Origin of the sequence: Streptomyces stoeckheimensis, from assembly GCF_045822005.1 — a bacterium.
Taxonomy (GTDB): Bacteria; Actinomycetota; Actinomycetes; order Streptomycetales; family Streptomycetaceae; genus Streptomyces; species Streptomyces stoeckheimensis.
In genome coordinates this window covers 8,899,658-8,923,061 of sequence record NZ_CP169550.1, presented here as the reverse complement: position 1 = coordinate 8,923,061, position 23,404 = coordinate 8,899,658, and the positions used below count along the sequence as shown (strand labels likewise).

At 72.4% G+C, this 23,404-nt stretch carries 15 protein-coding genes; 3 read left to right on the top strand and 12 right to left on the bottom strand.

Annotated features, from left to right (window positions below):
* Positions 1 to 26: 26 nt before the first annotated feature.
* Genes ACE1OC_RS40415 through ACE1OC_RS40405 form a run of 3 tightly spaced genes read right to left on the bottom strand, consistent with a single transcriptional unit; the run spans position 27 to position 7,068 of the window.
* Positions 27 to 1,217, bottom strand: coding sequence for an ATP-binding protein (locus ACE1OC_RS40415; protein ID WP_407841258.1), 1,191 nt, complete (start codon positions 1,215 to 1,217; stop codon positions 27 to 29).
* Positions 1,214 to 6,217: a hypothetical protein gene (locus ACE1OC_RS40410; RefSeq protein WP_407841257.1), complete on the bottom strand. Its 5,004-nt coding sequence runs from the start codon at positions 6,215 to 6,217 to the stop codon at positions 1,214 to 1,216. Before ACE1OC_RS40410 ends, ACE1OC_RS40415 begins: the two co-directional genes overlap by 4 nt.
* Positions 6,214 to 7,068: a DUF4132 domain-containing protein gene (locus ACE1OC_RS40405; protein ID WP_407841256.1), complete on the bottom strand. Its 855-nt coding sequence runs from the start codon at positions 7,066 to 7,068 to the stop codon at positions 6,214 to 6,216. Before ACE1OC_RS40405 ends, ACE1OC_RS40410 begins: the two co-directional genes overlap by 4 nt.
* A 428-nt stretch (positions 7,069 to 7,496) precedes the next feature.
* On the opposite strand from ACE1OC_RS40405, the gene ACE1OC_RS40400 reads away from it, so the two are divergent.
* Entirely contained in the window at positions 7,497 to 7,874 is a 378-nt protein-coding gene (locus tag ACE1OC_RS40400) for a hypothetical protein (protein WP_407841255.1), read from the top strand.
* A gap of 53 nt (positions 7,875 to 7,927) precedes the next feature.
* Here the strand turns inward: ACE1OC_RS40400 and ACE1OC_RS40395 are convergent, their stop codons facing one another.
* Entirely contained in the window at positions 7,928 to 9,505 is a 1,578-nt protein-coding gene (locus tag ACE1OC_RS40395; RefSeq protein WP_407841254.1) for a PQQ-binding-like beta-propeller repeat protein, read from the bottom strand.
* A gap of 202 nt (positions 9,506 to 9,707) precedes the next feature.
* Positions 9,708 to 10,622 (bottom strand): tyrosine-protein phosphatase, encoded by a 915-nt coding sequence (locus ACE1OC_RS40390; RefSeq protein WP_407841253.1) that lies wholly within the window; start codon positions 10,620 to 10,622, stop codon positions 9,708 to 9,710.
* Between the two features lie 430 nt (positions 10,623 to 11,052).
* On the opposite strand from ACE1OC_RS40390, the gene ACE1OC_RS40385 reads away from it, so the two are divergent.
* The gene (locus ACE1OC_RS40385) at positions 11,053 to 11,763 is read left to right on the top strand and encodes a response regulator transcription factor (RefSeq protein WP_407841252.1); all 711 of its coding nucleotides are present in this window, start codon (positions 11,053 to 11,055) and stop codon (positions 11,761 to 11,763) included.
* Positions 11,760 to 13,418: a sensor histidine kinase gene (locus ACE1OC_RS40380; RefSeq protein ID WP_407841251.1), complete on the top strand. Its 1,659-nt coding sequence runs from the start codon at positions 11,760 to 11,762 to the stop codon at positions 13,416 to 13,418. Before ACE1OC_RS40385 ends, ACE1OC_RS40380 begins: the two co-directional genes overlap by 4 nt.
* Before the next feature lie 94 nt (positions 13,419 to 13,512).
* Here ACE1OC_RS40380 and ACE1OC_RS40375 read toward each other — a convergent pair whose 3' ends face one another.
* The 7 genes from ACE1OC_RS40375 to ACE1OC_RS40345 form a co-directional block, all read right to left on the bottom strand.
* Positions 13,513 to 13,875, bottom strand: coding sequence for an SH3 domain-containing protein (locus tag ACE1OC_RS40375; protein ID WP_407841250.1), 363 nt, complete (start codon positions 13,873 to 13,875; stop codon positions 13,513 to 13,515).
* Positions 13,876 to 14,346: 471 nt separating this feature from the next.
* Positions 14,347 to 15,570 (bottom strand): ABC transporter permease, encoded by a 1,224-nt coding sequence (locus ACE1OC_RS40370; RefSeq protein ID WP_407841249.1) that lies wholly within the window; start codon positions 15,568 to 15,570, stop codon positions 14,347 to 14,349.
* Complete coding sequence (locus ACE1OC_RS40365; RefSeq protein WP_407841839.1) at positions 15,567 to 16,451, bottom strand: ABC transporter ATP-binding protein; 885 nt, start codon at positions 16,449 to 16,451, stop codon at positions 15,567 to 15,569. Before ACE1OC_RS40365 ends, ACE1OC_RS40370 begins: the two co-directional genes overlap by 4 nt.
* Positions 16,452 to 16,504: 53 nt before the next feature.
* Positions 16,505 to 17,935, bottom strand: coding sequence for a peptidoglycan-binding protein (locus ACE1OC_RS40360; protein ID WP_407841248.1), 1,431 nt, complete (start codon positions 17,933 to 17,935; stop codon positions 16,505 to 16,507).
* Positions 17,936 to 17,986: 51 nt separating this feature from the next.
* On the bottom strand, positions 17,987 to 18,607 hold the full coding sequence (locus ACE1OC_RS40355; protein ID WP_407841247.1) for a hypothetical protein: 621 nt from the start codon (positions 18,605 to 18,607) through the stop codon (positions 17,987 to 17,989).
* 283 nt (positions 18,608 to 18,890) lie between these two features.
* Positions 18,891 to 19,235 (bottom strand): hypothetical protein, encoded by a 345-nt coding sequence (locus ACE1OC_RS40350; protein WP_407841246.1) that lies wholly within the window; start codon positions 19,233 to 19,235, stop codon positions 18,891 to 18,893.
* Positions 19,236 to 19,239: 4 nt separating this feature from the next.
* Positions 19,240 to 23,214 (bottom strand): polymorphic toxin-type HINT domain-containing protein, encoded by a 3,975-nt coding sequence (locus ACE1OC_RS40345; RefSeq protein ID WP_407841245.1) that lies wholly within the window; start codon positions 23,212 to 23,214, stop codon positions 19,240 to 19,242.
* Positions 23,215 to 23,404: the final 190 nt, after the last annotated feature.

Below are 23,404 nucleotides of genomic sequence, written 5' to 3'. Positions count from 1 at the left end.
GAGCCGGGGGCGGAGCGGTCATGGTGTCAGCCCTCCAGGGCCGGGCGCAGGTCCCACAGGGTGCGCCAGGTTGCCGAACCCTGCTCGGCGCGGCGGCGCACCGCGCCGTCCCAGTAGCCCAGCAGCCGGGCGGCATCGGCCGGGTCGTCCTTGCGGACCACGCCCAGCAGGTGGCCGGGGAGCAGGGACAGTACGTCCCGGTCGCCGGGGAAGTACGCGGCGGCCAGGGCCAGCGACCCGGCTACGGACACCGCCTCCGCGGTGCTCATCACCGTGGACGGGCGCTCGACCTCCCAGCCTTCGGCCGACCTTCCGTCCCGCAGGTCGCGGAAGGCCGTCACGAGGGCTTCGAGGATCGCGTCGTCCACCTGGAAGGGGGCACCGGCCCGGGTGACGGCCGCGTGGGCCTGGCGGCGTACCAGGGCGGTCTCGGCGTCCAGGTCGCCGATGGGGCCGACGGTCTCGAAGTTGAAGCGGCGCTTGAGGGCCGCGGACATCTCGGAGACGCCCTTGTCGCGGAGGTTGGCGGTCGCGATGAGGGTGAAGCCGGGGGCGGCGTGGGCGAGGGCGTCGGCGCTGCCGGCCAGTTCCGGGACGGCGATGCGCCGTTCGGACAGGAGTGAGACCAGGGCGTCCTGGACCTCGGGCAGGCATCGGGTGATCTCCTCGACCCGGGCCACCGCGCCACGGGTCATGGCGGTGAGGACCGGGGAGGGCACCAGGGCCTGCCGGGTGGGGCCCTGGGCCAGGAGCAGCGCGTAGTTCCAGCCGTACTTGAGCTGGTCCTCGGTGGTGCCCGCGGTGCCCTGCACCACCAGGCCGCTGGTGCCGCACACGGCGGCGGACAGCAGCTCGGAGAGCATCGACTTGGCGGTGCCGGGCTCGCCGACCAGTAGCAGTCCCCGTTCTCCGGCGAGGGTGACGACGCAGCGTTCCACCAGGGCGCGGTCGCCTACGAACTTCTGCTCGACGACCAGCTTGCGCGGGACGCCGTCGGGGGCCGCGGCGTCCTCGGGCAAGCGCAGGGCCTCGCCCGCGCTGCCCATCACGAAGGTGACGACGGCGCGCGGGGTCAGCAGCCAGGCGGGCGGCCGGGGGCCGTTGTCGTAGGCGGCGAGGAAGGCCAGTTCGGTGGCGTGGCGGTCCTCGGGCGGGCTGACCTGCCGGGCGGCCGGGGTTTCGGATCGGGGTGCGGAAACGGTGGTGTCGGTGGTCATCGGCGGCGGCCCTTCCGGGTGGCACGGGTGGTGAGTTCTTCGAAGGCGGGGGCGTCGCCGTCCTTGACGCGGCCCCATACGCGGGCGAACAGGGCGGGCACCGGCAGGTGCGGCACGGCCCGGGTGCGGTCGCGGAGCGGGTAGAGCGGCTCCTTCCAGGTCTCCACCGGCAAGGCGGGGGCCTTGAATTCGTGCCAGCCGCAGGGCAGGAACAGGGTCCGGCCCGCGCGGGACCGCTTGGCCTCCAGGACCAGGCCTGTGGCGGCCAGTTCGGTCCTGGCCTTCTTCGACCGGCCCGGCGTCCACCCGGTCCAGCGGGCGCGGTCGCGGTCGGTCGGGTCGGGCAGTGCGAGGAGTTGCAGGTAGAGCACGGCCGCGTCGTCGCCCAGTCCGTGGGTCGCGGCGACCTCGGCGACCAGCTCCGGTACCGAGCGGGCGGGGTCCTGGGCGTAGCCGGTGAAGCCGCCGGGAACCGAACCGGCCAGGACGGCCTGTTCGAGGTCGTCGCCGAGCAGGGTCCGCACCGCCGCCAGGCTGTGGGCGCGGCCCGTACCGACCAGCCCTTCGAGCAGCCCGAAGACGGGATCGTCGGCGCCGGTGAGCCCGGCCGTACGCACCAGGGTCATCTCGGTGTCGCCGTACCACGGGCGCAGCACGAGGGCGTCCCCGAGGCGCGTGAGGCCGTCGGATCCGGCCCCTCCCGTCGCGGGCATGCCGTAGGCGGTGCGCAGGGGAGCCGCGGTGGCAGTGCCCTTCTCCGTCCACTCCACGTCCAGGTCGAGGATGAGGCCGGGGTCGGCCAGGCGCCGGCGCAGCGCGGCGAGCCCGGCCGGCAGGTGGGCGCGCAGCGGATGGCCGTACGGCAGCCTGTAGGCGAGCCCGCTCAGCGCGGCCACCGCGCTCGTGAGGTGGCCGCGGCCGGGGACGGCGGCCGGGTCCTCCGCGACGAGGTTGCCGTCCTTGTCGAGCCGCATGGCGGTGGTACGGCTGAGCCACGCGGTGCGCTCGGGGTTGAGGACGGCTTCCGCCGACGCGATGGACACGCCGGCCAGGACGTCTCCCAGGTCCTCCGGGAGCCGGACCAGGGATGCCAGGCGCTCCGCCCAGGTCTTGGCGGCCGCCGCGGTGTCGGGGCCGGTCTCCCACAGGTCGGCGGGGTCGGCGGGCAGCAGCGCGTCCAGCAGTGCCAGCCGGTTGGCGGCGCCGAGCGCGGTCAGCCGGTCGTGGGCCCGTTCGGCCTGCCGGGCCTTGAGGCCCGTCAGCGCCAGTGCGGCCGCGTGCGGTTCGCCAGTGCCCGCCGCGACCAGCAGGGTCGCCTGTGCGGGCCCGATGCCGGTGGCGGCGTCGAGGGTGGCGGGCGCCTCGGGCCGCCACGGCGCGGCGCCGCGCTCGCGGACGAGGCGGATCAGCGGGAGCAGGCGCTCGTGCGGGAGGGCGGGGGTGTACCGCTGGTCCTCGTGGTGGGTGAAGTCGGCGATCTGGCCGAACTCCCCTTCCGGGTCGTGGTCGAGGGCGAGCCAGTGGACGCGGTCGTTGCGGTGGGTGTGCTCCCGGCCGAGGATCACCACCGTGCGGTCGCCGCGGCGCAGCACCTGGCCGAGCCGCTGCTTCTTGCCGGCCTGGTCCTCGCTGTCCTCCTCGCACAGCTGGACCTGCCGCAGGGCGCCGACGGGGTGGGCGAGCGGGCCGGTGGCGACCGCCTCCAGGAGGAGCAGCAGCGCCTCCCGGTGTTCGTCGGTGGTGGTGGGGGCGGCTGCGCGGTAGGCGAGGGGGCCGAGGGCGTCCAGGAACGGCAGCCAGGCCAGGTCGATGCCGGGGACGGTGCGGGTCTCTGTCGTCCAGCCGTCGCCGAGGGCCGGCAACGCGGTGGGGTCGGGCAGCGGCTTGCCGTCGGCGGGCGTGCCGGACAGGACCTGGTTGACGGAGAGGATCTGCTGGAGGCCGCTCCACTTCTCGTCGCGCCCCCAGTAGCGGTATCCGCCGGGTGCGGCGATCCCGTCCACGGCGGCGGTCAGGGCGGCGTCGTCCCCGTGGACGGGCCGGTGGTCTGCGTACATCCCGTCGCCGTGCCGCTTCTTGCCGTGCGGCTCGTCCTGCGGGGGTGTGGCGTACGCGGCGGTGGCGGCGCGGTGGTGGGCGGCCGTCCGCACCAGCGCGCTCACGCCGGTGAGCAGCCGGGCGTCGGTCAGTGCGGGGAGCGCCGCGGCGACGGCGGCCTCGGTGAGCTGGTCCGCCGTGGGGCCGTCGTACGCCTTGTCGGCGGCGACCGCGGCCTTCCGCCCGGCCAGTGCGGTGGCGACGGCGTCGAGGAGGGTCGCGATCTGCGCGTCGGTGACGGTGCGCAGGGCGGCCGAGCCCCGCTCGTCGCGCGGGCGCAGGGCGTGCCAGAACGCGGGCGGCGGGACGTACCGGGTGCCGGCGGCGTACTCGCCGCCCCGTTCGCCGAGGGGGACCGACCCAAGGGCGTCGGTGGTGGTGGCGCCCGCCGGATACAGCTCGACGGCGCCGCCGACGAGGGCTGCCAGCGGCGCTGCTCCGCCCGGCAGCCGCAGGGCGCCCAGCGGTACGGGGTCGCGGCGGACCGGCTCGGCGGGCAGGGTGAAGGTCCGCCCGTCGGGGGTCCCGGAGGTGACGCGGCGGTCGGGGTCCTGGCCCTCGGTGCGCACCCAGCGGCCCAGGACGGTGCCGTCGGTACCGAACGGCGTGGTCTCCAGGCCCGGGAGCAGCGGCAGGACCTCGCATTCCTCGGTCACGAGGCGGGCACCGTCGCGGATTCCCGATTGCAGGAAGGCGGGCAGCGAAGCGCGCCCGTGGGTGCCGCCCGCCGGGTCGTACTCGACCCAGCAGTGGTCTCGGCCCTGCTTGCCCTGGCGCCAGTGTCCGGTGCCGTCGCCCAGCACGGGGCGGGTGGACGGCAGGGTGGTGTCGCCCGCGTGCAGGGTGCGGCCGCCGGTGGCGCGGCCGCCGCCGGGCAGCGGCAGCGACGGGGAGCCGACGTCCTGCCCGTTCCACCACTGCGGCAGCTGCTCGCCGCCGAGGGTGAAGGGTTCGGCGGGGCGGGTCGACCAGTACGCTCGCTGCTTGCCGTCCTGCGTCCAGATGACCAGCAGTTCGCCGTCGCTGTACCGGAAGTGGGGGCGGCGCCAGTGGTCCAGGTCGGCGGGCAGGCGCAGCTCGTGTTCGAGGAGCACCCCTTCGGGGCCGACCACGACGGCCGTGTGGCGGTTGGCGAGGACCAGGGCGGGCCAGGCCTCGGCGACCACCATCCAGTGGTTCTTGTCGGCGTGGTCGGTGTCGAGGCGCCGGTAGGTCTCCTCCAGGGCGGGCCAGCCCAGTTCGTCCAGGACACCGGCGCGCAGGGTGGCGCCGAGGACCGGTGCCAGGTCGTACGCGGCTATCTCGGCGACGGCCTCCGGGTTGACCTGGCCGGCGACCGCGCGGAAGGACGACAGGCGCCGCAGCGCCGCTCGCGAACCGGGCAGTCCTGCCGCACCGGTGAGTTCCGCGGCACGATCGCGCAGCCAGTCGCGGAGCACGGCGCCGAGCACCGGGTGGGCGGCGATCGCGGTGAGTGCGGAGTCCCCCGTGCGATGGCCGTTCAGGCCGTTCAGCGCGTCGTACAGCAGTCCGCGGAAGCGGGGACGGCCGGCGACGGCCGTCAGGTCGCGGCGGCCCGGGGTGTCGTCACCGATCCAGCGCTCCAGCGGGAGGTGGACCTTGGCACCCGCCGCCGGTTCGGCGACGGGGACGCCCCAGGCGACGCAGGCGTCGAGCAGGTCCAGGTCGGCGCCCGCGTGCCAGCGTCCCTGGAAGAGGTCGGCGGGACGGCCGTCGGAGCGCAGCCGGGGGGCCATCCGCTCGACGAGGGCCAGGGTGTGCGCGCACCGCTGCGAGCTGGCCGATCCGTGCTTGCGGTGCAGGGCCCAGCGGCTGAGCCAGTCCGCCGGGTCGACGCCGTCCGTGCTCCGCATGTCGGTGAGCAGGGCGTCCGCGCCCGTTTCGGCGAGCAGCGACAGCCAGGCCTCGTCGGCCTTCCGGTCGTCGCCGAGGCCGGTCGGCATGATCTCCAGCAGCCGGATGCGGATCTCCGGTCGTGCGGCGGCGAGCGCCACCAGGGTCGGGCGGTAGGCGGTCCAGAAGGACGCGGGGGCCCGCACGATGCTCGGCGAGCCGATCAGGTCGCCGACGAAGGCGCTCTCGGCGGTCTCCCGGTCCAGGCCCGCGGCCTTGATGAGCGCACGGGCGTCCTGCGGCAGGGCGGCGTACGGTGCCATGCCCGCACCGCAGCGTTCGACGGCGAGCTGCCGGAACTGCGCCCAGGCCTCGGCCGGGGCGAGGCGGCGCGACAGGTCCTGCGCGTGGTCCTTGAGCGCCTTGACGGTCAGGGCTCCGGCGAAGGCGAACTCCAGGAAGACCGCCCGCTGCCGCTCCTCGTCGACCGGCAGGCCGTGGACGCGCTCGGCGGCGCGCGCCTTGCCGAAGAGCGTCGCGGCGTAGGTGCTGTTGTCGTGCTGGAGGAAGACGCGCGCGGCCTGCTCGTAGAACGTCGGCAGGAAGTGCGGTACGGCGCGGCCGAGCCGGGTGGCGAGTGCCTCGAAGCCGTCCTTGGCGGCGCCGGCCCGGGACTTGGCCTGACGGGCCAGCCGTTCCATGTCCTTGACCAGGGCCAGCGCGTGATGGCCGTTGGCCGGATCGTTGACCAGGGCCCAGGCGGGGAAGCCCAGCGTCTCGCGGCGCACCTGCCCCACCTCGGGTGCCTCGGGCTCGCGGGCGAGCCCGAGGAAGTCCAGGGCCAGGTCCTCGGCTTCGCCCAGGGTGCCCGCAACCAGGCGCACCACGCGCCGGTCGTCCAGGGCCGGGTGGGTGTAGGTCCGGGCGGTGAGGGTGTCGGCGTCGTCGCGGGCGACGGAGCCGGCGCGCAGGATCGCCCCGGCGTCCAGCAGGGCCGCGGCCCGGGTGATGTCGTCGGTGTTCGTGCCGGTGTTCATGTCGGTGTTCATGCCGCCTGCTCCTCGTCTTCGATGTCGCGTCCCGCGTACAGGGCCGCCGCCATGCGCATGCCTTCCGACCAGGCGACCGGGCCGACCTGTCCTGCGGTCAGGGCCCGGCCCGCGGCGTCGGTCCAGGTCAGTGAGCCGGTCTCGGTCCGCTCGTAGTTCTCGTAGTCGCCGATCCAGATGCGCGCCTCGACCGTCGCGCCGTCCTCGACGACCGGGCAGACCGCCTGGCCGCCGCGGGCCCGGTAGCCGAGCTGGGTGGTGCGCCCGTGCAGGAACCGCAGTTCCTTGAAGGCGCCGCCCGCGTAGTCGTCGACCGAGGCGGTCTCCGGGTCCAGGTCCGCCGGGCGGTGCCAGACCTCGCGGAAGAGCTGCTGCACCCGCTGGTCCACGGTGAGTTCGACCGCGAACTCGCGGAGTTCTTCCAGGTCCGCCAGCAGCACCGGGTGCGGGATGCGGACCAGTTCGGGGCTGATGCGCACCGTGTCGCCGTCGAGGTCGACCAGGCCGAGGCCCCGGACGGGGTCGGCGTCGCGCAGGAATCCCGCGACCTCGCCGTCCTCACCCGTGACGACGAGGTCGCGCAGCGCGGAGCGCCAGGCCGTGTCCTGCCACACCTGGGCGATGACCGCGACGGGGACGGGCAGCGAGCGCACCATCCACCGCTCGACGTCGGCGACGCACTGGCGTTCGTGCCGATCCAGCCACTCCACCAGCTGGCGCAGTCCGACCACGGCCGGGTCGTCCGCGAGTTTCCCCGGGACCGACTTCAGCCGGCGACCCGCCGCGTTGCGGCAGACCACTTTCCCGTCGTCGAGGGCGACTTCGTAGTCGCCGGCCGGAACCCACCCCATGTGCTGTCTCCTCGGTAAGACGGCCTGGTCCGGGGCATGGCAAGGCATGGCACACCCTCGGTCGCAGCGCCGCCGCGATCACGTTGGGGCGACTCTAGGGGCAGGCTCGGACAATGCTTCCGGCAGCACCACCGCGAGGGCGGATCACACGTGCGGGGGTCCGGGTGTGTCCGGCGGATCCTGCCGGGCTCGCGGTGCCTGGCCGGCCTGATCCTCGTCCCGGGAGAAGGGCTCGAGCAGAGGATCAAGCCACCGGCTGCCCGGCGGTACCGCCACCGGAAATCGGGCGTCGCCGCCCGCCGCTGCCCAGAGCGGACACGGGCCGGCCGTCACCCCGGACTCCCTCGCCACCCGCTACGGCATCAACACCCGCACCGCCGAAACACCCGCAGCCGTCTCCCTCGGATCTTGTCAGGTTCGGCGGGCTGGTGCGCCGTCTCGAGGCGGACTTCGGGGCCCCGTGTGAGTCCGAGCGGGACACCCAGGACTCCAGCGAGTACGGACGCGTCCACGTGCCGGCCGGGGCGACGGTCTGCGGTACGCGGATCGTGGTCTGCGTGAGCAAGTTCGGCTCCCTCGCCGAAGTCTGCGCCGACAACCCAGGGGCCTTCCTCGGCACGGGCGAAGCCATGGAGGAAGGTGCACTGGACCCCGCCGACCTCGCCACCGTGGAGCGGGCACTGGCCGAACTCGGCTACGTGAGCGTCCCCGAAGAGCTCCTGGAGAGCGACTACGAAGGCCCCAGCGCGCTGGAGCCCTTCGCAAGGCGGCCCACTTGGTGGACACGGTTCTTCGGCTTCCGGTGATCCATCCACCATGCCGCCCTCAGCTGCTGCGTCGCGGTGCGGACTTCTCGAGGTCATGGCCGAGGTGGGAACTCGAGGATCCGGCCGTCGATGGTCCCGATGAGCAGGTGTCCTCGGGGCGTGACGGCGAGGGACAGTCCGGTGGTCGGTGTTCCTTCGACTTCGAGCTCGGTGTGCCAGCGCACCGAGCCGTCGTCGGCGTCCAGCGCCGTCAGGGCGCCGGAGTTGTAGGCCACGTAGACGGTGTCCCCGTCGGTGTCGAGGGCAGTGGCAGGGTGATCGGTTCGGTGCTGCCACTGCACCGAACCGTTGAGGGATCGCCGCACAACGTAGGCGCCACCGGGTTGGAGTCCCTGACCGTGGTGGACGGCGCCGGCATGGATCAGGGACTGCCCGAGTTCGACGGCGGGACCCCCGAAGTGGTGCTCCTCCGGTACCCAGGAGTGTGGGAAGAGCCACCGCAATGTCCCATCGGCGCCCACCGCGGTGACCCACTTGCCCCTGTGTGGCTTGTCCGGATCAGTGCCCACCAAGACGTACGGACGGCTCGCACGACGGACGGCGAAGGGGTGATTGAACAGGTCGAAGTGGCCGACCTCCGGACCGTTGACCGGACCGTCGAGGTCGAACATCATCAGCCGTTCGGGATGCTTGCGGTGGCCGTCCAACGGCCTGAGGACCGTCCTCTGGCCGCCTGCGACGAGAACCGTGAACACCCCCGGACTCAAGGTCTCCAGCACCTGCCCCGTGTCGACGGCGATCCGGGCGACCCGGGGGACGGCCGTCTCCCCACCACTTCCCTTGCGGTGACTGCGACTGCGGTGACCGCGACGTTCGGCATTGGTCCAGACCGAACTGCCGTCGGAGGCCGGCACCAACTGCCGGCCGCCTTCCTCGTCCTCGACCGCCCATTGCAGGTCTCCCGATGGCAGCCACGACTCCGCCAGGACCCCATCCAGAGCGGCCAGCACGCGGCCGTCCTCGGTTCCTTCGACAGCCCACACACGGCGGCGTACGGACCACCGCCGATCGGCCGAGGCCGCGAGATCCGTGAGGATGCGGCGGGCCTCCGCGCCGTGATCCGGCTGGACGACCGGTTCCGCAGGGGCGGCCAGCTCCTCGGCACAGATCGTTCCCCGCCCGACGGCGCTCCAGTCCGAGCGAGCCACGACGACCGCATGACCCTGCTCGTGTGCCTGCGGGTTCTCCCAGTCGTCACACGGCGCCAAGACCAGCCGAAGTGCCGTCTCGCTGCGCCATTCCACGCCGAGCACCTCCCGCGGGTACGGCAGGGCAGACACCACGTCGCCGGAGTCCAGGTGGATCAGCAGCAGCTCACCTTCGAACGAGTAGCCGCCGTCGTAGCGCCCCGTGCCAACGGCCAGCAGGGGAAGCACGGGGTGGTAGGCGAGGGAGCGAACGGGGTACCAGGACCGCACGAGGTTCCGGCACCGCAGCCCGTCCTGCTCGTAGACACCGATTCGGTGCCCCGTCCACCGGGAGTCCGCGGTTCCACTGCCCATCCACTGGACATGTCCGAGGTCCCCGCCCACGGCGACCGTCCGCGAGCGCTCGTCGACGACGGCCAGAGCGGGTTCTCCGATCTCGGCGAACGGGCCGCCGCCAAGCACGCGTCGGACTGTCGGCACACGGGTCATACAGGGTTCCTCCCAGGGCGGCACATGAGTGACCGCCGTCCCGGTGCGGCACGGCGGCAGCTCATGGTCCTGGGGCACGGCGGGACGCACCAATGGTTTTCATCCGCGCCAAGCGCCGACCGCAGCCCCCGCTGTCCGGAGAGCTCCGGACAGCGGGGGCGCAGTGCTTTCCGGGTCAGTCGACCATTCGCTCGCGCAGCTTGATCAGGGTGAGGACGTCGAGGCCGAGGCCGTTGGTCAGGAAGTTGCCGAAGCTGCCGTAGTCGGCGACGGCCTGGTCCCGGAACGCGGCGAGGTACGGGCTGCGGACCTCCTGGAGCGGGATGAGCAGGTCCGGGTTCTGCATGTACCCGCCGGCCTTCACTTGATCCCGAAGGGCCTTGTCAGAGGCGGCACGCAGCTGGTTGGAGAGCAGGTAGTCCTGTTCGGAGATGGTCGCCGGGACGCCGACCGCGCGCAGGATCGTATCCGCGAGGACGCCGGTGCGGTCCTTGCCCGCGGAGCAGTGGAACGTGATCGGCTTGGTGGAGTTTGCGACGGATCGGATCGCGGCGCCGAGCGCGGAACGGTTCGCCGGGTTCGTGACGAAGCCCCGGTACAGCGCTGCCATCCGGGCTTCCGCCGCGCCGTTGCCGAGTTGGGCCTGCTGGTAGGCGGGGTCCTTGCTGCGGACGATCTGCCCGATGAACGCGAACAGGTTGGTGTCGTCGACCGGCTGGGCGACGGAGGTGACGCCGGCCGGGAGGCGGTCGAGGCCGTCTGCCTGGACCTCGAGGCCGGTGCGCAGGTCGATGACGCTGCCGAGCCCGAGCTGGCCGAGCGCGGTCACGCCCTCCGGCGGGAGCTTCGACAGGGTCTCCGAGCGGTACATCACCCCCCACCGCGTTCTCTCGCCGTCGTACGTGATGTACCCGCCGGTGTCACGGAAGTTGACCGTGCCCGGTATGGCGAGGACGCGGCTGGGGGTGCTGGAGCTGTGGACGGCCCGTACGGAGGCCCGGGGCGCGGCCTGCGCGGCCACGGGGGCCAGCGGGACGGCGAGGGCCAGGGCGACAGCGGACACGCTGAGGGCACGGAAGAGTGATCGCACGACGGGGGTTCCTTCCTCACGGAGGGACGGAACGTAACGCTCTGATCGTGGGATCTGAAGCCTTCACCCAGACCGCTTGGGCATCGAGTCATGCCCGGACCAGCATCTTTCCCGCGGAGCTGGGTACGTGCGCTCGCCGATCTCGTGGTGCGGGTCCTCGGCGATGAGTACACCGAGTTCGGGCAGCCGGCTGTCGCACTACGAGCGGCGCTGTCGCCGCTCCGCGCTCGGCTGCCTCACACCGGCGCAGTTCGAACAGCAACTGAACACGACGCGTACGCTGTCACTCATCGCGTGAAACCCGATGTCCACTGGCCCGGATCAACTCCAGGCTTTCGGTGAGCCGTCGGTGTTACCGCTGCCGACGCCGTGTAATAACGTTGCCCCGTCGCCTTCTGAGTGAATTCCTGGTCCGGGGTGGGGGAAATCGGTGAGTGCACGCATTCTGGTCGCCGAGGACGACGAAAAGCAGTCACGGCTCGTCCGGATCTATCTGGAGCGGGAGGGAAACGCGGTCCAGGTCGTGGCCGACGGACGGAGTGCGCTGGAAAACGCGCGGGCCAACCGGCCGGATCTCATCGTCCTGGACGTGATGCTGCCGTACGTCGACGGGCTCGACGTGTGCCGCATTCTGCGGTCCGAGGGCTCCGAGGTCCCCATCCTGCTGCTCACCGCCCGGAGCACCGAGGAGGACCTGCTCCTCGGCCTCGACCTCGGCGCCGACGACTACCTCACCAAGCCCTACAGCCCGCGCGAGCTCACCGCCCGGGTCCGGGCGCTCCTCCGCCGGTCCCACACCGGTGGCGCGGGCGCCGCCAGGCCGGGCCCGTTGCGGGTCGGCGCCCTCGAACTGGACCCCGTACGCTTCGAAGTGCATGTCGCCGGGCGGCCGGTGATGCTCACCGCCAAGGAGTTCGCCCTCCTGGAGGTCCTCGCCCGCGAACCGGGACGGGTCTTCACCCGGGCCCAGCTCATCGACCACGTCTTCAGCCTGGACCGGGGCGTCCTGGAACGGACGGTCGACGCCCATGTGATGAACCTGCGGCGGAAGTTGGAGACGGACCCTGCGCGGCCGCGGCTGCTCGAGACGGTGTACGGGCGGGGGTACCGGCTCGCCGACGGCACGGGGGCGGGCGCGTGAGCTTCCGGGTCCGCGTGTTCGCGCTCTTCCTCCTCGTCGTGGTCACCGCGACCGCAGCGACCGCCTGGCTGACGCTCGCACAGGTCACCCGGCAGGTGAGGGAGTCGGCCGCAGCCGATCGGCAGGTCGTCGCGGGGATCACCGAGGCGCTGAGGCAGTACGCGCTGGGGCACGGGACCTGGGACGGGGTCGGCGGGACCGTGCAGGCACTCGCGCGGGACACCGGGCAGCGGATCCGGATCACCGACGCGAGCGGCGCCCAGCTCGCCGACTCCGACGTGCTGCTCGGCCGCGAGCCCAGGGCCGGCGGCACTGCGGCCCCGCTGTTCGTCGATCCGCGCCCCGAACCGGTCTTCCCCGGCGGCGGATTCGTCCCCTCGCAGCCCAAGATGACGGCGGCGGCCATCGACCGGTACACGCGGAGCGTGACGTACGCGGGCTGTCTGACCCGGGCCGGCCGGGCCGTCACCATGAGTGTCGGCGCCCTCGGCGTACCCGACTACGCGGACGCGGGCACGGGCCCGGCCGAGAGCAGCGGGGCCTGCACCCCGCCGGCTGCCGCCGGCGACCCCGCCGAGCTGCGCGAGAGCGGCGCCGCCATCGACGCCGCCTGCGGCCGTCAGGAGGGAGCCGCGCGCACGGACTGCCTGCGCCGGCTGTTCGCCGAGCGGACCGCGAAGGTCGCCCCACAGCCGCTCACCGTCCGGCTCGGCGCGCTCGACGGCACCGGGCGCTCGCTGGCCGTCGGCCCTACCGTCGCCGTCGCCGTCGCCGTGGCCGCCGCGGCCGCCCTGGGGGCGCTGCTGCTGAGCCGGACGGTGCTCCGGCCGGTCCGGGCGCTGACCGCCGCCTCCCGCGGACTCGGCGAGGGTGATCTGGCACGCCGGGTACCGGAGGCCGGAAAGGACGAGATCGCCGAGCTCGGGCGCTCCTTCAATCGCATGGCGGGCTCGCTCCAGGCCAGCGAGGAGCGGCAGCGGCGCATGGTCGGCGACATCGCGCACGAACTGCGCACGCCGCTGGCCAATCTGCGCGGCTATCTGGAGGCCCTTCGCGACGAGGTCCTGACGGCCGACCCCGAACTGCTCGACTCGCTCCACGAGGAGGTGCTGCTCCAACAGCGGATCGTGGACGACCTGCAGGACTTGGCACTCGCGGAGGCCGGCGTCCTCACGTACCACCGCGCGAGCGTCGACGCGCGCGTGCTGGCCGAGGCGTGCCGTACGGCGCACGGCGCCATGGCCGCGGCGGCCGGGGTGGAGCTCTCGGCGGCGGTCCCGCCGGTGCCGGTACGGCTGTACGGCGATCCGGGGCGGCTGCGGCAGGCGCTCAGCAACCTTGTGGGCAACGCGGTGCGGCATACGGCTCCGGGAGGCAGCGTACGGATCGAGGTGACCGAACGGGACGGGCTGGCACACATCGCGGTGCGGGACACCGGCAGCGGAATCCCGGCGACCGATCTGCCCCACCTGTTCGACCGGTTCTGGCGGGCGGACGCGGCGCGCGGCCGGGCCACCGGCGGCAGCGGGCTCGGCCTCTCGATCGCCCGTCAGATCGTGGCGGACCACCAGGGCGGGATCGAGGTCGAGAGCGAGGTGGGGGCGGGAACGGTCTTCACGGTCGCGCTGCCCGTGCGGGGCGGTACGACCCCGTAACCCGATCGGTCCCCCGGTCACGCGACGGACCACGTGACCAGGGGACCGGGTCACGTGGTCCGTGGACCGGTCACCGGTGGGCCGGGGAACGGGCTCAGCAGTAGACGCTGGCCCCGTTGCCGCTCAGCAGGCTGTCCTTGATCCAGCCCTGGTACCCGGTCGCGTAGTCGTAGATGTGCGACCAGGTGCCGTTCTCGCCGCTCACGTAGCAGTCGTAGCGCAGGGCATGGCCGATCTGGGCCTGGCCGAGGGCGGTGCAGCCGGTGGAAGAACCGGAGCGGATGTTCACCGCGTTGGACGTGGTGTTGCCGGTCCTGCCGTCCTTGATGCTCCAGCCAGGAGAGCTGCACGCGGTCGCGCCGGTGGGCGCGGCAACGGCCGTGGCGGGCAGGACCAGGCCACCGGTGGCTGCGATGACGCCGATGGCCGCCGCGGCGACCTTTGTCCGAAGATTCATTTGGTCTCCCTGAACTCGTGGATTTCCCGCCGAGCTTGAGCGCCGGGCGGGACAGTTCGTTCGGGTACAGGAAGAAGAGTTGCCGTGAGGCGCGCTTTGTTCAATGCCCTCCGACGAGCCCGGTCACTTTTCAGAAATGGCCGGTACGCACCATTCCGGACTCCACAGAAGTAGTCCGGCCATAGTGGCCAATTCTCTGCGGAATTCCGGTTGGGGCAATGCCCGGCACCCCGGGGCGAGAAGGGAACCATCCGCTTCGCAGGACCCGTCCATTCCGGGCGGCCGAGGGCGGAGTCGGGACGACAGACGGTTCCCGGGGCATGTTGGCCGCTTCCGGACCGAGGTGGGGCGGATTCCGCACCAGGGCGGGACGTTCCGCGTGACGGTGGGGCGGGATTCGTACGAGGGCGGGGTCGCGACGGGCGGCTTCCGTGGCCGGGCGGGGCGGGTCGGGCGGTCCTGGAACAGAGGTCAGGTGCCGGACAGAGCCTCTGTCGGGGCGAGCCTGCTGGCCCGTACCGCCGGATAGAGCCCCGCGATCATCCCGATCACCAGCGTCGCGGCGACGCCCGTGCCCGTCGCCCACACCGGCACCACCGTCGGCCAGCCCCGCGAGAGCGCGTACGCGGCCGTGATCAGCGTTCCGAGGACCGTGCCGCCGAGGCCGCCGAGCAGCGAGAGCAGCAGGGACTCGGTCACGAACTGGATCCGGATCTGGCCCTTGGTCGCGCCGAGCGCGCGACGCAGGCCGATCTCGGGACGGCGCTCCAGGACGGAGATGACCATGGTGTTGCCGACCCCGACCCCGCCGACGAGGAGCGCCACCCCGCCGAGGCCGAGCAGCAGTCCGGTCAGCGCGGACTCGGTGGCCTCGCGGGCCGCGAGCGCGTCGGAGGGGCGGGAGACCTGCACCTCTCCCGAGGCCGCGGGGTTGGCGGTGGCCGCGAGCACCGACCGTACGGCCGCGACCTGCCGGTCCTCGGCCCTTACGTAGACGGTGGACGGGTGGCCGTCGAAGCGCAGGTACGTGCGTGCGGCCGGCCAGCCGACGAGTGCGGCCCCGTCCAGCTCGGGGGCCAGCGGGACCGGGTCGAGGACGCCGACCAGCGAGAACCAGTGGCCGCCCAGCCACACCCGGGTACCCGGGGTGTGCACGTCGAGGCGCTGGGCGGCGGTCGCGCCGAGGACCACGGCCGGGTACTGCTCGGTCGTGGCATCCAGCCAGCGGCCCCGGCCGAGCCGCCCGCCGACCACGGGGAGCAGCTCGCGCCCGGCGGCGAGCACGGTGAGCGAGCCGGTGCGGCCGACGGCGATCCGCTCGTTGCGGTAGACGTGGGCATCGGTCGAGCCGGTGGCGGCGACACGCTGCACGGGCGGGATCCGCCCCATCATGGCGGTCGCCTCCTGCGGCAGCCGCGTCGTGCCGCCCCCGAGCCGGCTGCCCGGTGTGACCCGCAGGAGATTGGTCCCGAGCGCGTCGAGCCGCCGGTCCACCTCGGCCTGCCCGGACCCGGAGATCCCGACCACGGCGATCATGGCGGCGACCCCGATGGCGATCCCGAGCGCGGACAGGAACACCCGCAGCGGGCGGGTCCGCAGCCCGGTGCTGCCGAGCCGCACGACGTCGGCGGGGTGGAGGCGTGCGGCCCGCAGCCGCGGGCCACTGCGCCGGGCCGGAGGGGGGAGGAGGGTCATGGGGTCGCCTCGGGGCTGAGGGGCGCGAGCGGGCCGGAGGGCGCGTGCGCCTCTGAGGGCGTGTGGGTGTCGGTACGGAGGTCGGCGTCCGGGCGGTAGGGGGCGGGCGGGACATGCGGGGTGGGCCGGGCGGGCGGGACGTGCGGGGTGGGCGCCGGAACCGGATCCGGGGCGGGAGCGGTGGCCGAGTGGGCCCGCCCCGAGTCCGCGACCACGCGGCCGTCGCGCATCTCGATGCGGCGCGGGAGCGCGGCGGCGATCTCACGGTCATGGGTGATGATCACTACGGTCGTGCCGGCCGTGTGCAGTTCGCGCAGCAGGGCGAGTACGGCGGCGCCGGAGGCCGAGTCGAGGTTTCCGGTCGGTTCGTCGGCGAGCAGGACCGCCGGCTCGCCGACCACCGCCCGCGCCACGGCCACCCGCTGGCGTTCGCCGCCGGACAACTGGTGAGGAAGGTGGCGGACGCGGTGGCTGAGGCCCACCCGGTCGAGGGCCGCCGCCGCGATCACCCTGCGGCGGCGCGCCGGGACGCCCGTGTACAGCAGGCCGTCGGCCACCGCTTCCAGGACGGGCACGCCGACCGCCAGGTGGAACTGCTGGAAGACGAAGCCGATCCGGGTCGCCCGCAGCGCCGAGACCTCGCGGTCCGACAGCGCCGCGACGTCGTGGCCGTCGACCAGGACCCGGCCGGCGGTGGGCCGGTCCAGGCTGCCCATCAGGTTGAGCACGCTGGACTTGCCGGAGCCCGACGGGCCGACGATCGCGATGAATTCGCCGCGTCCGATGGTCAGGCTGACGTCCCGAACCGCCGCGACCCCGCCCGGGTACGTCTTGGAAACCGCGTCGAAGCGCACAACTTCGGGGAGGACCCCGGGACTGATCTCCTTACGGATCTCCTTACGGGTCTCCGGGCGGTCCTCGGGGTGTACCGCGCTCACTCGGGGACCCTCACCTTCAGGCCCTCGCGCACGGCGGGCCCGGAGACCTCCACCTTGCCGTTGGCGAACAGACCCGTCTGCACCGCTACGAACGCGCCGTCGGTGGTCTCCAGACCGTGGCCGCCCTCGGCGAGCGCAACGAGCGCGGCGACCGGGACGGCGAGGACGCCTCGGCGCTCCTTCCCCACGTACGAGACGCCCACCGGGCCGCTCTCCAGGCGGCCCAGGGCCTCTTGGTCGGCGATGACGACGGTCACCGGGACGGTCGCGCGCGCCGCATCGGAGCCGGCGCCCTGTCCCCCGCCCTCTTCCCCGCCGCCTCCACCGCCGCTGTCGGAACCCGCGGTCGCGCTGGTGCCCACTGACGCCACCTCGCCCGGGGCTTCGCGCCCGTCGGGCAGCGTGACCGTGACCGCGGTTCCGCGGACCGCCCAGGACGCCTCCTGCGCGGAGGCGTTGATCACGATCTTCCGGGCCGTGCCGGTGTGCGTGAGCGCGTTCTCGCCGACCGCGGAGCCGAGCCGGACGGCGGCGTGGCCGATCCGGACCTGGCCGGTGGAGTAGATGACGTCACCGATGCCGACCCGGCCGGTCTGGGGCAGGCCCAGTGACTTCTGCCAGCGCTTGACCGCCGTGGCGGTGCCGGTGGTGAACTCCTCGTCCACGGTGAAGCCGGTGTAGCCGAGCGCGGCGAGGTTCCGCTCGAACTGCATGACGTCCATGCCGCGGAGGGGGCGGGTGGGGGCGCCGGAAGCGGAGGCGGGGCCGGCGGCCGAGCCCGTACCAGTGCCCGTAGTCGTACCCGTGCCCGTACCCGTGCCTCCGCCCTTGCCCGAGCCTCCGCTCGATGCCGTACTGCCGCCCGAGCCGTCCCCTCCCCGACCGCTCCCCTGCGTTGTCGTCGGCGTCGGCGTCACCGTCGTCGGCGTCTCCTGGCCCAGGCCCAGTTCGCGGAACATCGGCAGCGCACCGTACAGCAGCACCACGGGACGGTCGTCCACGCGGAGCAGGTCGCCGCCGCGCTCGACGGTCGTACCGGGCTCCGGGAGCCAGGTGACCGTGCCGGTCGCCTTGACCGGCAGCGGTATCTCGGCTCCGTAACCCAACTGGCCTTCCACCTGGGTCCGTTCGACCAGGTTCTCCTTGGTCACCTGGACAGTGGATCCCGAGCGGGCCGGGGCGCCGGGGCTCTCGGCCCCGCCGCCGAGGCCGAGGGCGCCGACGACCGCCACCGCCGCGACGAGTACGACTGCGCCCGCCACGAGGACGGTGCGACCGCGGCCGGCGCCGACGGCCGGGGCGGCGATCCCCTCCGCCACCGCCTCGACCGCATCTTCCGGCTCTCTCGGCTCGGGCTCTGTCAGCTCCGGCTCTGTCAGCTCCGGCTCCGCCGGGTCCAGATCCGTCATGTCCGAAGTCCTGTCCATACTCCGCCCCTCCTCACTCCCGACCCTCACCCCCCGCTCGAGCCCCTGGTCTCAACCCTTGCCCGGGCCGGTGCCGACCGGGTCGCCGATGATCGAGGCGCAGGCGCGGGTGGCCTGCTTGGCGCCGGCCGAGTTCTGGTCCCACATCGCCTTGCCCGAGTTGTCGTCCTCGGCATAGCCGTCCGGGCCCGGGTCGGGGAAGTCGGGGGCGCCGTTCTTCTGCATGCAGTCGGCGTAGTCGCGCTGGGTCTTGACCTGCTCGGGGGTGAGCTTGGGGCGCAGCAGCCGCTCCACCGCCTTGGGCACGGTCACCCTGAGGTCGGCGCACTTCTCGGAGGCGGTCAGGAACTTCGGGTCCTTCTTCAGCGCGCCGACGTCGCCCATCTCGACCTGGCCCTTGGCATCGGGGTCCTGCAGGTCGACACCGTTCTGACGCATGCACCCGACCCACTTGCGCTGGGCGTCCACGTACGCGGCGACCTCGCCCTGCGCGCCGCCCTGCCCGCCGCTCCCGCCGGTGTTCGCCTCGCCGGCCTGCGAGGCGGCGTGCGACGAGGTGCTGTCGCCGGCCGTCGGGATTTCCTTCGCGTCGTTCCCACTTCCGCAGCCGGCCAGCGCGAACGCCAGGACCGGCGCCGCGAGCGTCGCCATCAGCAACCGGTTCGTCCTCATGGGTTCTTCCACTCCTCACCTCGGGTCGGACACGACCGTAGGGCGGGGTGATGAAGAACCTTTGAAGAACCTGTCAGGCGATCATGGGGTCACGCCCCGGGCAGTGCGCGGGACGCGGCCTGGCGCGCGGTCCGGTCTCCGGCACACATCGGGGCCGGCAGGCCCGCTCGTCGCCGTGCCGCGCGATGCCCGCGGCGTCCACCACATACCGCAGGAAAGACCCAGGGGACGCCCTGTCCGCACGGCGCGGACAGGGCGTCCCCTTATTTCTGGACCAGCTGTGTCAGCCCACGTACAGCATGGGGTCCGTCAGCTGGAATTCCGGGTAGACCACCGCACGAAGCTCACACCTGAAGCCGGGAACACGGGATTCTACGATAATTCCACGCTCCCCGTTCCCCGAGTACAGCATGATCCGATCCACCTCTTCCCGGTAGATCTCGATTTCGTACTTTGTTTCCGACCCTTTAACCAGCCGGACCGATCCGGCTCCGATATCGAAGGTCAAAGTGACGAACTGTTCGTCACCGATGGGGGTGTCGACCCGCCAGATGTCCGGGTCATGCTCCATCGGTGCGGGGGCGGACCCCAGGATTTCAATGAACTCCGCATCGTCTGGAATGTCCATGACCCTACTTCCCATAGCCCCTGCCCCCGATGGGGATCATCGTGGTGAGCCGGATACCGGCATCGGTTACTTCGAAATTGGCGCGCACCAGGAGAGCTCCCTTCGGCCCGTAGAGGAGCGATTCAGTTCGAAGGTTCGTCAGACCATTCTTCGGGTTCACGTAGCCTTCGACGACACCGCTTCGCTTCGCTTCGTCGAAGAGCTCGGTCAGAATCTGACGCCCTGCTTCGTTGTCGCGGATACCGATCGACTCCAACTGGTACGCATTCTGAGCTGACCGCTCCGCGTTCTTCAGGCTGGAGTTGACCCGCCCGAAGAAGTAATCCCACTTGCCTTCGTCGATGATCACATCACACGGGGTGTTGTGAACGAGGACGGCTGCCCTGCCCGCCATCACATAGTACGTGTGGAGGTCGTTGACGGTGAGGTTGTAGGCGGGCTGGAGACCCGTCCAGTGCCGCACCTTGCCGATCTGCGCCGCACCGGCATCGGGGGTGCGGAGGGTGTCCTGCGGGGTGAGGTCGGCCGCATTTTTCCACGTCCGGCCACTCTGGGACCAGAAGGGGTGGTGGTCTGTCGTGGTGAGCCGACCGCCGCCGCTGTTCCCGCTGAGGGTGATGTCGGTGAATTCGCGGTCGTCCGGGGTGTAGATCGTGGCGTCGACCCGGCGCGGGCCGGTGACCCCGGTCTCGGGGTCGGTGGCGAGGACCTGGTCACCGATCCTGAGCTGCTCGATCGGCCGCGTGGTCCGGTCGCCCATGAGCACGCGGGTTCCGGCCGGGAAGCTGTGCTTCACACACGGAGGGAGCTTGGCGTACTTGGACGCCTTGGCGACGCTCTCGATGCCGTCGTAGATCTTTCCGGCGATCTTGATCTTGCCGACCGGCAGGACTCCGGCCGCGGCCATGACGCAGCCGCCGAGGGACGGGTCCTTGATGCACTTCTCGATGTCGGCGGCGCCGGACAGCTCCCACGCGACCTTGCCCAGGAGCTTGGCGAGTTCCGCGTCGGGCTTGCCGATCACGATCTCGAAGTCGTCCCGGTTCAGCGCGCACGGCGGCAGGTGGTCCCGGTTGTACGGGATGATGCAGGGCTTCTTCTTGTTCTTCTCCGCCTCTGCCTGCTGCTTGCGCAGCTCCTCGGCCTTGCGCTGCGCTTCGGCGAGCTCCGCCTCGCGCTTCACCTTGACGTCGGTCCATGCCTGGGCCGCGGCGGTCTCTGCCTCGCCCTTGCTCTTGCCGGCCGCGACCGCGGAGTCGCGCGCGCGAGCAGCGGACTCGTCGGCCTGCCTGGCCGACTGCCGGGCGTAGTTCGCGGAGAAGGCGGCCTGGGCGGCGGATGCCTCGGCGGCGTCGGCGGCGTTGTTGGCGTTGTTGGCCGCGTTGCGTGCGGTGACGGCGGAGGCCTTGGCCCGGTCCGCGCTCTTGGTGGCCGCGGCGGCGGACTTCTGGGCGTCGGCCGCGTAGCCGTTGGCGAGGACGACGGACTTGTCGGCCTCGGCGGCCCACTTCTTCGCGTCGGCCTCGGCCTGGTTGGCGCGGGCTGCGGCTTCGGCGGCACGCCAGCGGGACGCCTGGGCGTTGGCCGCGATGATCTCTCCCTCGGAGAGCATCCGGCTGATCTGGAAGCGGTGGTGATCGGTCAGATCATCCTTGCGCGCGGCAGCGTACTGGCCCGAGATGACGAACTCGTGGAGCTTGGCCGGTGTGCCTGCCAGGGCTGCCTTGGCGGCGGCCCTGAGTTCGGCATTGGTCTCGCTGCCGTCGTCCGCGTCCTTCTTGTTGGCCAGGGCGGAGACGATGACTTCTTCGTCACTGAGGCGTGCACCGTACTGGCCGACCTCCAGGAAGGTGGCCAGCGCTTTGCCGGAGCCGTCGGCAAGGGCGGCCTTGGCGTCCATCTTGACGCTGGTGCCGCCATCGTTGTTCACCTTGGAAACGGCGACCGCGAGGTCGTCGGCGCCCACCGCGTACTGGCCGGTGGTGTAGAAGCCGGCGATCTGCTCGGGGGCACCCTTCAGAGCCGTCGTGGCGCCCGCACGAACGGATGCGTGCGGGCTGCTCACGCTCAGCTGGACGACGCGGTCCCGGATCTCCTCCAACCCGGACTTCTTCCACCCGGTGCGCAGGTATTCGAGTACCTCGGTGTCCGTACCGCCCAGGGCACGTGCCGCGGCTTCCTGGTTCCACGGGCCGCGGAGGTTGTAGGCGTCCAGGGCGAACTTGCGGCCCTTGGCGGCGGTGGCCGCGACGTTCACGTCCGGCTTGGCCGCTTCGGCGGCCAGACTCTGGGCCGTGGTGTCCAGGGCGCGGGCGTCGCGGGCGACTTCGGCGGAAGCCGTGATCAGTCGCTGGCTCTGCTCCTTCTCCGAGCGGGCCCGCTCCAGAGCGGCATCGGCGCGCGAGGCCAGCTCTTCCTTCTCGGCGTCGAGAGCGACCTGGTGGACCTGCTTGGCCGTGTTCACCGCCCTCGTGGCGGCCTCGGCGGCCACGCGGGCCGCATCGGCCCAGGTGCGGGCATCCGCGGCGGCCTGCGCCGCGTTCCCCGCGTACTTCGCGGCGAGCTCGGCGGCCGCGGCCGCCTTCTCCGCGTGGTTCGCGGCGGAGCGCGCCGCGTCCCGGGCGTCGAAGGCCTGCTGGGCCGCACGTCGGGCCAGTGCCCCGGCGTTGTTCGCGGCGCGGTTCGCAGCGTTCGCGTGACGGCGGGCCTCAGCGGCCGCGTTGCGGGTCTCGGCGGAGAACACACCGGCAGCCTCGGCATGCCGGTTGGCCTCCTCCGCCGAGGTCGCGGCCGCGTTCGCGTGGGCACCCGCATTACGGGCGCCGTCCGCGGCGAGACCGGCGGCCAGCGAAGCCTCACCCGCCTTCTGCGCGGCGTCGGCCGACGTCCTCGTCAGCAGCGCGGCATCGCGCGCATCCTTGGCAGCGCGGTTCGCCGCCTCCGCCTTGCTCGCGTCGCCGGCCGCGGCGATCGCCGAGTTGTAGGCCTTGTTCGCCGCGGTCGCCGCCAAAGAAGCGGCATTCGCGGTCTGCGCGGCAGCCAGCGCGGCGGTGCGCGCCGCACGGTTCGCGGCATTTGCCGAACCGATCGCCAGCTGCGCCGCGGACGCGGCCTCACGCGCCGACTGCGCGGCCTGCTTGGACTTGTAGGCGGCCCGGCCGGCGTCCTTACCGGCCGCCTCCGTCTCCTTCGCCGCCTTCAGCGCGGCGTTCTTGGCGTTCTCGGCAGCACTGACGGCCTTGTCGGCAGCCGCCTCGGCCTTCTTCGTCGCCCCTTCCGTCTGGATACCGGCCTGCTTGGCCTGCTCGGTCAGCTGTGCGATCGTCGCGTGCTCCTGGTCCCGGTTGCGGGCGACGAACTGCCCCACCTCCAAGAACTCCGCGATGTCGTCCGCCGACCCCCGCAGGGCGTTCTTGCCCGCGAGCTTCACGTTCGCGCCACCGGAATTGATCAGCTTCGAGACCTCGACCTCGTTGTCGACCTCCCGCGCCTCGTACTGACCCGACTCCAGGAACTTCGCAACGGCATCGGGACCGGCCTTCAGCGCGGTCTTGCCCGCCTCCTTGACCCCCGGGCCACCGAAGTTGATGACCTGCGACGCCTCGACCTCACGGTCCTCGGCCAAAGGCTTCTGCCAGCCGCCGCGCATGTAGGTGCGCAGTTCCTCCGGGGTGCCCTTCAGGGCCGTCTTCGTGGCGGCCCGTACCGCCGGTCCCCCCGTGCCGAAGATCCGGCTTCCGTCGATGTAGTCGTCGTCGTACTGGATCGCGTCTTTGCCCTCGAGGAACTTCTTGATGTCCTCGTCCGACCCCAGCAGGGCTTGCTGGGCGGCTTGCTTGATGCCCGCGCCGCCCTCGTTCCAGAGCGCGAGGACATAGGCCCGGTCGGTGGCGGGCTTGAGGCCGCCGTCGATGTCGAGGTCGTCCGCGGCGGCAGCCGGCCACGCACCCAGCAGGCCCGCGGTCAGTGCTCCGGTCACGGCAACGCCGCAGAGGCGGCCGAGCGCTCTCCGCACCGTCCCGGACGGTGCCGTGGAGCCCACGGCTCCCGATATGTGTGTTCGCCGTCGCATACGGCGGTCCCCCTCGTTGAATATGTCTTCGCTTTTGCGTGGACATGTAAAGACACGCTCCGACCCGCATGACGAGGGAGCGCTCTGAGCCGACTGC